Genomic DNA, 14507 nt, shown 5'->3' with positions numbered 1-14507 from the left:
GAGCTAAAAAATGATCTTGCTTTACTAACTACTATTCCAGCAGTAGGAAGGAAAACTGGATTGCTCATGCTAGGGTTATTACGCTCTCATCACTTTGAAAAAGCAAGTCAGGTCGCAGCTTATGTTGGTCTAGTTCCTATACATTTCCAATCTGGCAGTTCGGTCAATAAACGAAGTCGTTTATCAAAAGCAGGTGATAGTAAAATACGCTCTAGCCTATTTATGCCATCTATAGTTGCACTTCAATATAATCCCCATATTAAGGCACTGTATCAGCGACTACGTGAAAAAGGAAAGCCTAAAATGCTGATTGTTAGTGCTGCAATGCGTAAGTTAGTACACCTATGCTATGGTGTATTAAAACATCAAACTGCTTATCAAATATAAGGTAAATAATTACTAAATTAGGTTGACAGCCAAGACGGTATCTTCCGGACTACTGGAGCATGAGCCACAGCACGAACAAATTTGGGTGGTATAGGCTTCATTGACTTCTTCATAACATACCCCTGCGTTCTCGCATTTATACTTGAGCATGGTTCTTAGTGTTGTCCAACTGGCATCTAGCACTGATTTAGCCAATCTGGTTTGTGCTAATGCTTTGGCATTCACATTGCCAACGAAGATGGTTGCATGTTCATTCACCAGNATGCTGATTGTTAGTGCTGCAATGCGTAAGTTAGTACACCTATGCTATGGTGTATTAAAACATCAAACTGCTTATCAAATATAAGGTAAATAATTACTAAATTAGGTTGACAGCCAAGACGGTATCTTTCGGACTGCTTGCGGTGATCTCACCACAGCACGAACACATTTGGGTTGTGAAACTTTCGTTGACTTCCTCAAACAATACACTTGCGTTCTCGCATTTATACTTGAGCATTGTTTTGAATGCTGAAAAGCCTGTATCTAAAACAGATTTAGCCATTTTAGTTTTTACAAGTTTTTTTGCACTCAGGTCGCCAACAATAATCAGTGCATTTTCTTTTACAAGCATGGTGCTTGCTTTGTGCAAATGATCTTTACGACAATTTGCAATCTTGGCGTGTAATGCACGAATACGCTTTTTATTCTTCGCTCGTTGAGCTATACCTAGTTTTTGTTCATATTTACGATACAACTTTGGATTTGAAATCACAGTGCCATCAGAACAGGTGGCTATATCTTTTAAGCCTAGATCAATGCCAATGGCTTTAGTTGCAGTTGGTTTGTCTAACTTAGGTGAATCCACGACCAGGCACACATACCAACGCCCACGACTATCCTCAACAAATGAGCCTGTTCTAACACTATATTTGCTTAAACCGTAGCTATCCCATAAACCGAATTTGGTTTTTCCATACTCAACCCATCCATCAGCATATTTCAGTCCTGATTTTTTGAATGGTATCCAACCAAGCGATCTTCTTGCTGATTTCTTGTTGCTAACACGCCATTTCAGCTTTGCTTTTTTAAACTGTATTCTTCGGGTGACAAATTCTTCTCTAATTGCATCAATTGTCTGGCTATGCAATCCACTGAGCTTTGAAGTACCTTTGGTGTACTTTGCCATGTCGAATGCTGAAAAGAAGTGACCTGTTCTTTTTAGGTGTTTAAAACTCAAATCATTCACATAATTCCAAACAAAGTTCACCTCAGATGCTAATTGGTCTAGCATCTTGCAATGTTTGTCTTTTATGCGTAATTTAAGTGTTTTCATGGGCTTATTTTAGATCATGTTAAATTAAAGGTGTTGATTTTTGAAAAACCCAACGACATTTCATGTCGTGTCGCTTACATCTCTGCCTTGAAGGACAGAGTTTTACGCTCCATTTGATAAATAGATAAAAAAGGCGCAAATGGCGCCTTTTTTATTGGACATATCTCTTTACGGTTTTGACTATTTGTATCATTTCAAATTCAGCAAAACTATTTACACTCAAGCAACTTAGCCATTTCAAGATAAAAATCTTTGACTTTGCAGTCACTAAGAAATGCTATTCAGATGCTTGTACCGAATTAGAAGATGTTGCACGATTACAACCATTCCAACAGGTCATGTCTGAGAAGGCATGCTTTGAAATCCATTTAAAATATAACGCTGGTCAAACCAGTATTGAGGAAACCGATATGCCACAATACAAAGCGCCTTTACGTGATATGCAATTTGTTTTGCATGAATTATTAAATGCCGAAGATCACTATGCAAAATTACCTGCATTCCAAGAAAACGTAAGCCGTGAATTGGTTGACCAATATTTGGAAGCTGCAGCAGATTTCTGTGAAAACGAATTATCTCCGTTAAACCAAGTAGGTGACCGTGAAGGATGTACTTGGAATGATGGCGTGGTGACAACACCAACGGGCTTTAAAGAAGCGTATCAAAAATATATCGAACTCGGTTTCCCATCGCTTTCAGCTGAAGAACAATACGGCGGTCAAGGTCTACCTGTTTCTCTAGGAAACGTGATTTCAGAAATGGTAGGTACAGCAAACTGGGCATGGGGCATGTACCCAGGTCTTTCTCATGGTGCTGTACGTACTTTAGAACACCACGGTTCAGATGAACAAAAAGCAACCTATCTGCCAAAGCTTGTTTCAGGTGAGTGGACAGGTACCATGTGTTTAACCGAATCTCATGCAGGTTCTGACTTAGGTATTATCCGTACTAAAGCTGAACCTCAGGCCGACGGAAGCTATGCAATCTCGGGCGAGAAAATCTTTATCTCTGCTGGTGAACATGACATGGCAGAAAATATCGTGCACATCGTATTGGCACGTTTACCTGGTGCACCTAAAGGAACTAAAGGTATTTCTCTGTTCATCGTTCCTAAGTTCAACCTGAATGCAGATGGTTCTTTAGGGGAGCGTAATGGTGTACGTTGTGGTTCAATCGAACATAAAATGGGGATTCATGGTAACGCGACTTGTGTGATCAACTTTGATAACGCGAAAGGCTTCCTAATTGGCCCTGAAAACCGTGGTCTAAACTGCATGTTTACGTTCATGAACACTGCACGTATTGGTACTGCAATTCAAGGTTTGTCTGCATCTGAAGGTTCATTCCAAGGTGCATTGGCTTATGCTAAAGACCGTTTGGCAATGCGTTCACTTTCTGGTCCGAAAGCTCCTGAAAAAGAAGCAGATCCAATTATTGTGCATCCTGCTGTACGCAATATGCTATTGACTCAAAAAGCGTTTGCTGAAGGTGGTCGCGCACTAGTGTACCTGTTGTCTCTACACGCAGATATCGTTGAACAAGGTGCAACTGAAGAAGAACGTAAATTCTCTGACAATATCTTGTCTTTATTGACGCCTATTGCAAAAGCATTCTTAACTGAAACAGGTTCTGAATCTGCAAAACATGGTGTGCAAGTCTTCGGCGGTCATGGCTTCATTTCTGAACATGGCATGGAACAAATTGTGCGTGATACACGCATTTCATGCTTGTACGAAGGTACAACTGAAATTCAAGCAATCGATTTGTTAGGTCGTAAAGTTTTGGGTACACAAGGTGCAATGTTGAAAGATTTCACCAAAATCATCCATAAATTTGCAGAAGCCAACAAAGACAACGCAGCAATGCAAGAATTTGTTGAACCGCTCGCAGCGCTCAATAAAGAATGGGCCGATTTGACCATGCAAATTGGTATGCGTGCAATGCAAAACCCTGAGGAAGTAGGTGCTGCAGCAGTAGACTACATGTACTTCTCTGGTTATGTAACACTGGCTTACCTATGGGCACGTATGGCATTGGTCGCACAAGAAGCACTTGCAGCGGGCACAACCGATGTGGACTTCTACAATGCGAAAGTGGCGACTGCACGTTTCTACTTCAAGAAAATCTTGCCACGTGTTCGCTCACACGTAGACGTGATTGCAACAGGTGTAGAGCCACTATTTGCATTAGATGCTGAACACTTTGCTTTCTAAGCGAAAATTGAAACTCGCTAAATATTGAACATATTTAGCGGGATATTCAAAATATTGTACTCTTGAGTACAGAAATTGAGAAAGGACGGTCATAGCATTGACAGTCCTTTTTCTTTATAAATAAAGCATTCTTTCGCTTTAGTGGTCTACAACATTCACAATTGTAGATTACACTGAACTCAACGAATCAAGATTCAAACAATAAACAGGTGAACTCACATGCCAATTTATAATGCCCCACTTGCCGATATGAAATTCATCTTAAATGATGTATTCAATGCAGAACAATTCTGGCAAAACAATGAAAATCTCGCTCACCTTGATGCTGCAACGGCTGAAGCAATTTTGGAAGAAATGGCAAAATTTGCCCAAAACGTGACGCTGCCGATTAACCGTAGCGGTGATGAAGAAGGCGCGATCTATAACAATGGCGAAGTCACTACCCCTGCTGGTTTTAAAGAAGCATTTAAACAATATGCCGAAGGCGGCTGGATTGGTTTAGGCGCAGATGAAGAATGGGGCGGTCAAGGCATGCCAAAAATGCTGACAGTATTGTCAGATGAAATGCTCTTTGCCACCAACCCATCATTCTTATTGTATCCACTACTGTCTGTCGGTGCAGGCATGGCGTTAAGCAGTTATGCATCGCAAGAACAGAAAGAAACGTATTTACCTAAAATCTACTCTGGCGAATGGTCAGGCACCATGTGTTTAACTGAACCGCATGCAGGTACAGATTTGGGGATTATTAAAACTAAAGCTGAACGCAACGAAGATGGTACTTATAACATTACAGGTACTAAGATCTTCATTACAGGTGGTGATCACGACCTCGCAGAAAACATCATTCACTTAGTTTTAGCGAAAACACCGGATGCTCCTGCAGGTTCACGCGGTATTTCTTTATTCATCGTGCCAAAATTCTTGGTGAATGAAGATGGTTCATTGGGTGAACGCAACCCTGTAGCCCCAGGTTCAATCGAACACAAAATGGGCATTAAAGCCTCTGCGACTTGTGTGATGAACTTTGACGGTGCGAAGGGTTTCTTGGTCGGTAAAGAAAATGAAGGTCTTGCAGCCATGTTCGTGATGATGAACTATGAACGTTTATCAATGGGTATCCAAGGTCTTGGTGCTTCTGAATTTGCTTACCAAAATGCAGCTCAATATGCGACTGATCGTTTACAAGGTCGTAGTGCATCTGGTGTTAAATCTCCAAGCAAACCTGCGGATAGCATCTTAGTTCATGGTGATGTTCGTCGCATGTTGCTCAATGCACGTGCCAATAATGAAGCATCTCGTGCATTTGCAGTTTACGTGGGTCAGCAACTGGATATCACTAAGTTCTCAACAGATCCTGAAGCTGTAAAAGCAGCCAATGACCGTGTCGCGCTGTTAACACCAATTGCAAAAGCTTACCTCACAGATACTGCATTCCAAGCCACTTTAGATGCGCAAATGGTATTTGGTGGTCACGGTTATATTCGTGAATGGGGCATGGAACAATGTGTACGTGATTTACGTATTGCCCAAATTTATGAAGGTACCAACGGCGTACAATCACAAGACTTGATTGGTCGTAAAACCATTAAATGCAATGGTGAATTTATTGCAGAATACATTGCAGAAATCCGTGATTTTGCCAATGGTTTAGATGCAGACCTGAACTTCATTAAAGATGCAACTTTGGATGCAGCAACCGAAGTCGAATCTGTGACCCAATACGTTTTAAATGCAGCCAAAGAAAATGTAGATTTCCCGAATGCAGCAGCGGTAGATTATTTACATGCGGTAGGTTTGCTCAGCTTCTCATATATGTTTGCGCGCATCGCGAATGCCGCTAAGCAAAAAGAGGGCGAGTTCTATCAAAACAAATTGTCATTGGCACTGTACTTTGTACAACGTATTTTGCCAGAACTAGCTTTACGCATTACAAAAGTGAAAGCGGGTGCAGAAGTGGTAATGAACTTCAGCGAAGATTACTTCACCAGTCAAGCTTAAGTCGATTGTCTCTAAAAAACGTCTGCATCGTCAGGCGTTTTTTTATACCTCTTATTTTTACTATGTTTACGCAGCTTTTCCTGTAGTTGTGCACAGTTTTTGCATGAGTTTTTATCATTCATCAAAATTATCAGGGGGAGCAAATGAAAGCACAACATTCCAAAGTAGAAAAAATAGAAACCCTCCTCGACCGACTTGGCAACCTGGCCGTTGAAAGTTTTCACTATATTGCCCTGTTCATCATTGGCTGTATGGTGATCTGGTCAGCTGGTCATACCGTGATCGATATTCTGACCGTCAAACAATATGCCACGATTGATGATATTTTATTGCTATTCATTTATTTAGAACTTGGTGCCATGGTTGGAATTTACTTTAAAACCAATCACATGCCAGTACGCTTTCTGATTTATATTGCCATTACCGCCCTAACCCGACTGCTCATTTCCGATATTCAACATGACCATAAGGCGGATATGGACTTGGTGATTATTACGGGTTCAATTCTAATTCTGGCCTTTGCTATTCTGGTAGTGCGTTTTGCATCGTGGAATTATCCATCGGTCATTCGAGATAAACACAGTGAAAAACCATTGCCACCGGGCAAGACGCCACGCCCAGAAGATGATGAGTTGGCCTAAACTAAAATTGCTTATTTCACTCAAAACCACACACACTTCTGCTATAAAAAAGCGCGTCAGGATAAACCATGACGCGCTGATTTTTGAAGATTCACCTAATGATGCATTTGGCTAAAATACTTTTCTTTATCACTTGAACATTTAAGATGATCTAACGATTTGCCACCAATACATAACGCCCATCTTCAAAAATCCAGTACATGCCTCGTGGCGGAGCGGGTAAACCCAAGTGCTGCCAGTCGGTCACTACACGATAGGTCGAACTTTCAATATGTGCGCTACTCGGCTCACCATTTACCCAACTATAGCTTTGGTGGTTATATTGCACCGTACTTGGTGCATTGTATTGAATATTAATACCACTCCGAATAGTTGGCTGCCCCCACTGCGGTGCAGGACGTGGGTGATGCTGCGGGTAATGTCGTGGATAGTACTGCGGTTGAGGATGCTGTGAATAATATGGTCGATGTTGTGGATATGCAGGATGATGCTGATAACGCTGAGTATCGACACCTGTATAGCCTGCCCAACGATTCGTTTCTGCAAATGCTGGCAGCGTAGCACCCATAAGTAGCATGCCACTTAATGCAGTTAAAATTGCTACTTTCATATCCAACACTCCTCTGGTTATCTTTTGATTTTAACCTCAAATCAAGGATAAACAATGAATAAAAAAACAGCAATTTTATTCATTCCAACTCCGCTCTTACAGAAACAAAGCTGCAGCATACCTGTTTCATTTCCACATTATGCTAAGATACATTTTTTTTGAAATTGGATGAAACCTCGTGCCTGAATTAAATTTTGACCGCCTTCATCAGTTTTTCTGTAAAGTTCCAAGTGTGCAGCAAGCCCGTGTGGATTCTTATGGTTCAGACGGTCAGCATGCATGGTGGTTTAAATTTCAAATTGATGTAGAGCACCCACTGGCATGGCAAACTGTACAAGAATTGGGGCATGTCCTGAATTATATTTCCAGAGATGAACGCTTGCCGACTCAATTTTTACCAGTTTCACCGCCACCGTATATGAATGGTGATGCTAAAGATTTTTTATCGTGGGTGATTCAATGTAACCATCCAGAATTTAGCCCAGATGTGGTTTGTGATTGGCTAGAAGCGCGTTTACCCAATCCTGTAGATGATGAAACACAATGGAAAATCAAAACCGATATTGCCGAGTTAGATCAGCTGAGTGATAAAGATTTGGATGAAATGGTGCCGCCAAATCCTGAAAAATAATTTTAGAGCTTCATTGTCATTTTCTAAAAATCCCTCTTTAAACAAGAGGGATTTTGCTAGAAATATTACATCTGACCAAAAACTTAAAGTCAGAATGTCGATAAACCACTCCACTCCATAAAGCGATACAGCGCATATTTCCACTTCGACTCATCGGCATACACAGCATAATCCACACTCATATTTTTACCCTCAAGGTTCGACCATGCGGTATTAAAATAGTGTTGAGCATCCTGAAATACTGGGTCTTGCATCTGTCCAACCACACGCAAGTTGGTTTCTAAATTATAGTTTTTTAAATTACGTGCCGTGAAATTGGCGGAACCTAAAATCAATTCGGCCTGTATTGCATTCGATTTCATCAGCATTTTATTGTGGCATTGCTCGCCTCGGGTATTACACCAACGTATCTTCACCCCTGCAGCATGCAATTCTGCTGCCACTTGTCGATTTGGAATGCCATTTTTTTCACGTCCAAAAGCATCTTTATTCGGGTCCAGTAATACTCGCACTTGTACGCCACGTTGTTGTGCAGCAATCAGTGCCTTGATGATTTGTCGCTCCGATAAATAGAACATCGCTAAATCCAGATGCTCTTGCGCTTTGGTCTGCCGAATAAGTGTCAAACTGGCCTCTAAAATGGCTTGTTCAGTGATGACTTGTACTTGAGGATAGGACGAATCTGCCTCAAACTCCCCCACAATCACCCCAGACAGATTGCCCTGCGACATCCGCGCGACGGCTTGTTCTGTTTTCAACACATCTACTGCAGTATTGCCCGTCACCAATAACGCGCTGTTAGAATGACGTGAACTGCCATCATGTGGATTAAACGACGTGACCAATGCTTTCCAACCTTCGGCGGTATCGACCACCATGGTTTTACGATGGTTGGCTTTAAAATTAAGCAAGCTAAAATAACTACGTAAGGTAATTTTATCTTTGCCGAACGGACTGGGTAGCCAACCCTTTTCGGCATTATTTGGAATGCCCTGACAGCAGAGATACCAAAACCCCGACCACAGCGGATTCGATGCGCGCAGCGGGGTTAAATCTGTTTCAATCACGTCAATACCCGCCTGACGCAATTGACGATAATGCTCAGGTGCGATGCCACCATATACCGAATTAATGGGATCAGTAATGACTTTGATTTCAATATTCGGCTGCATCCGACGTTTATGAATTAAAGCATCGGTGAGTTGCTGCGTTAGCGGTTGATGCTGCTGTTTAGACGTTCCCACTTCAGGATTAAACAAGAACATATCCAATACAATGGTGCTTTGTGCTGCATCAATCAGTCCTAAAATTTCTTTAAAAATTTGATGCTGTTGTTGCTGAACGCCTTGCGCATCAATATAGGTCTGATCGGCAATAAATTTAATAGGCGCATGACGTAACTTTCCAGTGTAATTCAGCCCTTCGGGCAATGGTTTTAAGCTGTGGTAGGTCGCAGACGCCAAATAACCTAAAGCTAAGAAACTTAAAATAAGTCCCACATACGCCCGAGGCGACCAATTCAATTTTTGATGAATTCGCTGAAAGATACGCATAACAAAAAACCTAGTCCGATGCGCTCAGACTAGGTTTAATTGTTTGGATTTTCAAGAGGATTTCTGTGTTTTCACGCAGACATCCTGCTCAAAGCAAATTGAATTTTAGAAGCCAAATTCCACGCCAACTGTAAAGTTACGACCCACTTTTGGAATATTCGACAAGAATGAGGCATGTGAATACACTTCATCATCGAGCAAGTTATTGGCTTTAAAATACACACGGTAATCTTGTTTGTTGGCATAGTTGCCCGCATAAGCCACACCAACATTGACCATATTATAGCCTGCTGTTTCTTGCTCTAAATAAGCAACCTTGTCTTGTTTAAAGACCCGATAGTATTCCGCCATACCCGACCAACCATCGGCAAAGTTGGCATCTACTTTAGTCCCTAAACGCCCTGCAGGTACGCGTGGTGCATTTTGATTGTCAATTTCACCACGCACATAATCACCAAACACACTGAGTTTATAATCAGGGCTAATCTGATACCCTAGCTTAGCTTCTGTACCGTAGAATTTAGCTTTGTCTTGTTGATAATCAATTAAACGGAAAGTTTCTATATGGTCGGTGGTTGCACCATAAATATAGTTATCAAACCAGTTATGATAGACATGCAACGAATAATCCAATTTGTCAGCTTCATAGTGCAAACCAAGTTCTAAATTATTCGATTTTTCCACATCTAAATTTGCATTTCCACGCTCATAAGTGTTTGTTGCAAAGTGGATGCCATTTGCATAAAGCTCTTGCGCCAACGGTAAACGCTGTTGGTGTGAGCCTGTAAGGGATAGTTTATAGTTCGGTGCAAACTGCCAGTTAGCTGCTGCAGAAGCAGATACGCCTGTATCTGAATAATCTTTTAGCTCTGCATCGACATCAATTTTTTGATGTTCAACCCGTGCACCAAGTTCAACATGCACATCGCCAAATTGTTTATGTTCTAAACCGAACAAACTATATTTTTGAGTTTTTGTATCTGGCATAGGCACGGTTTCATGAGAATGATTGCCGTGTTGTTCAACTTGTCCAGTTAAATCAATTTTTTGCTGACTATACTGTGTACCAATCACCCCTTCCCAACCTGCAAGGGGTTTATGCACCAATTCTAAACGCGCATCGTAGCCTTTACTTCTAAAGTTACTGATAACTTTATTTTCTTCTAATTCATCATGTTCATAATCGGTAAAGCTGGCGTGCGCACGAAGTTTATCAAAACCTGCAAAGGGTTGATCAAACTCAGTACGTAAATCATAACGGTGTGATTCCAAATCAATCCACGGGCCACCATGTGCATGTTCGTGTTCGTCATGTGGATCTTGTGGTGCAGGGTCATGACTTCCGCAATGCAATTTATTTCCATGTGGATGGCAATCATGATACTCATGACTATGCCCTGGCAAACCATATTTGTCTTGACGGTTGCTATAAGACAGCCCAACAAAACCACGGTCATGAATCCATGATCCACCAATATTCACTGTTTGTCCTTCGGCAAAGGTATTGTCTACACGACGTTCTTTTACCAACTCTTCATGTTCATGTGTATGGGTTGAGCCATCTGGTTCAACATGTACTTCTGTATGATGATGCTCTACCCAATAATTTGGAGTGATGTAATCATTGGCTTTACGTTTTGAACCTTCAATACGCAGCGCAAATTGATCACTGAGTGCTGCAGTTACACCCGCACTCGCTAGCTTTTCATCGCTACCCGTGTTGTAACGTAAACCTACCTGTCCTTCTAAGCCATTATTTGGCATTTGTGTTGGAATTTTTTGATCAGTCACATTGACTAAGCCACCAACCGTTCCCGCACCATAAAGTAATGTTGATGGGCCACGAATAATTTCAACTTGTTTGGCTAAGATTGGATCGACAGTGATAGCATGGTCAGGTGAAAGTGTAGAAACATCGGCAGTTTCTGAAGCATGTTGCAACACTTTAACCCGTGGGCCATCTTGTCCACGAATCACAGGGCGGCTAGAGCCTGAACCATATTGGTTAGAATATACGCCTAGCTCATCTGACATTGCATCGCCAATAGTGGTACTCCGCTCTATCAATTTTTTTTGATCAATCACATGATCTGCTACAGCGAAATCTGCCGCAGTTTGTACCAAAGGATGTGCTTGTAGCTGAATCTTTTCCAGTTGTGTATTTGTAGCATCTGTATTGGCAAATGCTGCTGGACTAAGTACTGCAAAAATTGAAACTGTTATTAAATTCTTGTGGAACGCCATGACCCATGCTCAAAGTAGCAAAAAATAATTGTTGTTATAGTATAACATTTCAATAGCATTGCAATAAAAAACATTCTCATTCCGTATTTTCAGTTAAGCTACGCCTTCAATTCTGCTGACGTTTATTCTTCTTTTTATTGGTATGCCCTTTACCTTATCTCATGCTGTACTTGCGCCACCGCTAGCTAAACTCTTAGGACAACGGCTACCTATTGCTGCACTTGCAATTGGCTGTATGCTGCCAGATTTACATCGCCTATTTACCCTACGCCAAGACCCCACGCCACATTTATGGTCGGCCTTGTTTTATCCAAACTTATTCTTGGGCCTTATGTTCTGTGCACTTTGGTATCTGGTATATCGCCCTGCGTTGTATCGCTTTGTGGGCGTGCATCACCCTTTAAATCTAAACACGATAAAATCTGCACTGGGCTTTGTAGGTGGCATGATTCTCGCCTTACTGATTGGCAATGCCACCCATTTAATTTGGGATGGTTTAACCCATCACGACTTTCGTAGTTTTGCCTTTCAGGATTTTTTGGCGCAATCGGTACAATTAGGCACAGATATTTATCCGATGCATCGCGTACTGCAAATTGGTAGTTCTATTTTAGCCCTGCCTTTTTTATTGTGGATGAGCCTGCATTATTATAAGAAGTATCAGCAAATCAAACCTGTAAGCATCAAAGTTCGGGACTATGCAGTTGGTCTTATTACACTGTCTGTCGCTTTGGGCTGTTTCTCGCTTTGGGATTATGCACGGCATATTCCCGATGCACTTTGGCAGGAAGAACTGTACTACTTTACAGGGCGTGCCATCAATGAGTTTAGCCAAGGGGCATTACTCATGTTGAGTTTGGGCTGCCTGCTATTTCTGATCTTAGATTTTCAAAGGCAGATGGAATAAACGCTCTATCGCTCTACTTTCTCTTTCATCTGCCTACATTCTTCTGTTTCAAGCAGATTCCTGCTAAAAACCCACTGTTTTTGCGGCAAGTTCTTGTCGCCACATGCCCAAAGAGGCATAATCCTACCTTTGCTAAAGGCGGTGCGCTGTTTACGTATTCGCTTCCTTAACCCATATAGTTGGATTTTTAACGCTATGATGCGAACTCATTATTGCGGTTCTTTAACCGAAGCTCAAATTGATCAAACCGTGACCCTGTGTGGCTGGGTACACCGTCGTCGTGACCACGGTGGTGTAATTTTCCTAGACATGCGTGACCGTGATGGTCTTGTGCAAGTCGTAATTGACCCAGACACTCCAGAAGCATTTGCAACTGCAGACAAAGCACGTTCAGAATTTGTATTAAAAATCACAGGTCGTGTACGTCGTCGCTATGCAGGCACAGAAAATGCCAATATGGTCAGTGGACAAATTGAAGTTTTAGGCAAGGAAATTGAAGTTCTTGCAGCATCTGAAACGCCTCCGTTCCCATTAAACGATGAAAATACCAACATTTCAGAAGAAATTCGTTTGAAATACCGTTTCTTGGACATCCGTCGTCCAGAAATGTTAGATCGCTTACGTTTCCGTTCTAAAGTCACCAACCTAATTCGTAACTATTTAGACGATCATGGTTTCTTGGATGTTGAAACACCAATTTTGACACGTGCTACCCCTGAAGGTGCGCGTGACTATTTAGTACCAAGCCGTGTATCTAATGGTAGCTTCTATGCGCTGCCACAATCTCCACAATTATTTAAACAATTGTTGATGGTGGGCGGTATTGACCGTTATTACCAAATCGCTAAATGTTTCCGTGACGAAGACTTGCGTGCAGACCGTCAGCCAGAATTTACTCAAATCGACATTGAAACATCGTTCATGAGTGACGATGACATTATGGATTTGATGGAAGGCATGACCGTGAAGATGTTCGATGAGCTTCTAGGCGTGAAATTCGACAAATTCCAACGTATGCCATATTCAGAAGCGATGCGAGATTATGCGTCTGATAAGCCAGACTTGCGTATTCCACTGAAATTGGTAGATGTTGCTGACTTGATGCAAGACGTTGAGTTCAAAGTGTTTGCTGGTCCAGCGAAAGATCCAAAAGGTCGTATTGTCGCGCTTCGCGTGCCTGGCGCGGGTTCATTGCCACGTAGTGCAATTGATGAATACACTAAATTTGTAGGCATCTATGGTGCGAAAGGTTTGGCGTATATTAAAGTCAATGAGCTTGAAAAAGGCATCGAAGGTTTACAATCTCCTATCGTGAAATTTATTGAGCCAATCGTGCTTGATTTATTAAAACGTGTAGGCGCTGAAAATGGCGACATCGTATTCTTTGGTGCAGATAAAGCCAAAGTGGTAAACGATGCGATGGGCGCACTTCGTGTCAAAATCGGTCACGATTTGAACCTTGCAACCTGCGAATGGGCACCGCTTTGGGTTGTTGATTTCCCAATGTTTGAAGAAACTGAGGATGGTAAATGGACCTCTGTGCATCACCCATTCACTTTGCCAAAATCAAGCGTTGAAGATGTGAAGAGCAACCCAGGTGAAGCTTTATCTGTTGCGTACGACATGGTGTTGAACGGTACTGAAATTGGTGGCGGCTCACTGCGTATTTATACTTTAGAAATGCAAAAAGCGATTTTTGAAGCTTTAGGTATTGAAGAAGAAGAAGCCGAAGAGAAATTCAGCTTCTTACTAAATGCGTTACGTTATGGTGCGCCTCCGCACGGTGGTTTAGCATTTGGTTTAGACCGTTTGGTGATGTTAATGACAGGTGCATCGTCTATTCGTGATGTGATTGCCTTCCCGAAAACTAAGACGGCTGAATGTCCATTGACTCAAGCACCTGCACCAGTTGAGGCGACTCAATTGCGTGATTTGGGTATTCGCTTACGTGAAAAACCAAAAGCAGAATCTCAAGAATAAGTTTTGAGAATGTGAGAAGAACCCT

Annotated in this window: 10 protein-coding genes and 2 pseudogenes; 7 read left to right on the top strand and 5 right to left on the bottom strand. The window is 41.8% G+C overall.

Translation table 11 applies throughout. From position 1 onward, the window contains the following. The coding region (locus AC07E5_RS01125) for a transposase (RefSeq protein ID WP_498624485.1) at positions 1-387 on the top strand (387 nt) is incomplete at its 5' end. Between the two features lie 42 nt (positions 388-429). On the opposite strand, the pseudogene AC07E5_RS01120 reads toward AC07E5_RS01125, so the two are convergent. Both AC07E5_RS01120 and AC07E5_RS01115 read right to left on the bottom strand, forming a co-directional pair. Next, positions 430-648: pseudogene (locus AC07E5_RS01120) on the bottom strand (zinc ribbon domain-containing protein); the annotation flags it as partial. A 127-nt stretch (positions 649-775) separates the two neighbouring features. Beyond that, a pseudogene (locus AC07E5_RS01115) lies at positions 776-1702 on the bottom strand (RNA-guided endonuclease InsQ/TnpB family protein); the annotation flags it as partial. Positions 1703-2112: 410 nt separating this feature from the next. Here AC07E5_RS01115 and AC07E5_RS01110 point away from each other — a divergent pair. The 3 genes from AC07E5_RS01110 (at position 2113) to AC07E5_RS01100 (ending at position 6557) form a co-directional block, all read left to right on the top strand. After that, positions 2113-3915, top strand: coding sequence for an acyl-CoA dehydrogenase C-terminal domain-containing protein (locus tag AC07E5_RS01110; RefSeq protein ID WP_498624487.1), 1803 nt, complete (start codon positions 2113-2115; stop codon positions 3913-3915). Between the two features lie 219 nt (positions 3916-4134). Beyond that, complete coding sequence (locus AC07E5_RS01105) at positions 4135-5916, top strand: acyl-CoA dehydrogenase C-terminal domain-containing protein (RefSeq protein ID WP_498624484.1); 1782 nt, start codon at positions 4135-4137, stop codon at positions 5914-5916. Between the two features lie 143 nt (positions 5917-6059). Then, positions 6060-6557: a phosphate-starvation-inducible protein PsiE gene (locus AC07E5_RS01100; RefSeq protein WP_291333749.1), complete on the top strand. Its 498-nt coding sequence runs from the start codon at positions 6060-6062 to the stop codon at positions 6555-6557. Between the two features lie 151 nt (positions 6558-6708). On the opposite strand, the gene AC07E5_RS01095 is transcribed toward AC07E5_RS01100, so the two are convergent. Beyond that, on the bottom strand, positions 6709-7167 hold the full coding sequence (locus AC07E5_RS01095; protein ID WP_498624483.1) for an RcnB family protein: 459 nt from the start codon (positions 7165-7167) through the stop codon (positions 6709-6711). Between the two features lie 178 nt (positions 7168-7345). Here AC07E5_RS01095 and AC07E5_RS01090 point away from each other — a divergent pair, with 178 nt between their 5' ends. Further along, positions 7346-7798: a hypothetical protein gene (locus AC07E5_RS01090; protein WP_498624482.1), complete on the top strand. Its 453-nt coding sequence runs from the start codon at positions 7346-7348 to the stop codon at positions 7796-7798. An 89-nt stretch (positions 7799-7887) separates the two neighbouring features. Here the strand turns inward: AC07E5_RS01090 and AC07E5_RS01085 are convergent, their stop codons facing one another. Beyond that, positions 7888-9351, bottom strand: a complete 1464-nt coding sequence (locus AC07E5_RS01085; protein WP_498624481.1) for a phospholipase D family protein — start codon at positions 9349-9351, stop codon at positions 7888-7890. A gap of 105 nt (positions 9352-9456) precedes the next feature. Then, a complete protein-coding gene (znuD, locus tag AC07E5_RS01080; protein WP_498624480.1) occupies positions 9457-11595 on the bottom strand; it encodes a zinc piracy TonB-dependent receptor ZnuD in 2139 nt (712 codons plus the stop codon). Positions 11596-11737: 142 nt separating this feature from the next. Between znuD and AC07E5_RS01075 the strand changes: the two genes are divergently transcribed. Together AC07E5_RS01075 and aspS are read left to right on the top strand one after the other, a co-directional pair. After that, positions 11738-12502 (top strand): DUF4184 family protein, encoded by a 765-nt coding sequence (locus AC07E5_RS01075; RefSeq protein WP_498624479.1) that lies wholly within the window; start codon positions 11738-11740, stop codon positions 12500-12502. 195 nt (positions 12503-12697) lie between these two features. Then, positions 12698-14482: an aspartate--tRNA ligase gene (gene aspS, locus AC07E5_RS01070; RefSeq protein ID WP_498624478.1), complete on the top strand. Its 1785-nt coding sequence runs from the start codon at positions 12698-12700 to the stop codon at positions 14480-14482. The last annotated feature ends 25 nt before the right edge of the window (positions 14483-14507 follow it).

The sequence above is a fragment of the Acinetobacter seohaensis genome (genome assembly GCF_056431365.1).
The sequence above is the reverse complement of the archived record's forward strand: the minus strand, read 5'-3'. Positions and strand labels throughout refer to the sequence as shown.

Excerpts from the sequence above, each read along its gene's own strand:
- znuD (WP_498624480.1), bottom strand. The coding sequence starts at position 11,595 with ATGGCGTTCCACAAGAATTTAATAACAGTTTCAATTTTTGCAGTACTT.
- AC07E5_RS01075 (WP_498624479.1), top strand. The coding sequence starts at position 11,738 with ATGCCCTTTACCTTATCTCATGCTGTACTTGCGCCACCGCTAGCTAAA.
- AC07E5_RS01110 (WP_498624487.1), top strand. The coding sequence starts at position 2,113 with ATGCCACAATACAAAGCGCCTTTACGTGATATGCAATTTGTTTTGCAT.
- AC07E5_RS01100 (WP_291333749.1), top strand. The coding sequence starts at position 6,060 with ATGAAAGCACAACATTCCAAAGTAGAAAAAATAGAAACCCTCCTCGAC.
- AC07E5_RS01095 (WP_498624483.1), bottom strand. The coding sequence starts at position 7,167 with ATGAAAGTAGCAATTTTAACTGCATTAAGTGGCATGCTACTTATGGGT.
- AC07E5_RS01105 (WP_498624484.1), top strand. The coding sequence starts at position 4,135 with ATGCCAATTTATAATGCCCCACTTGCCGATATGAAATTCATCTTAAAT.
- AC07E5_RS01085 (WP_498624481.1), bottom strand. The coding sequence starts at position 9,351 with ATGCGTATCTTTCAGCGAATTCATCAAAAATTGAATTGGTCGCCTCGG.
- aspS (WP_498624478.1), top strand. The coding sequence starts at position 12,698 with ATGATGCGAACTCATTATTGCGGTTCTTTAACCGAAGCTCAAATTGAT.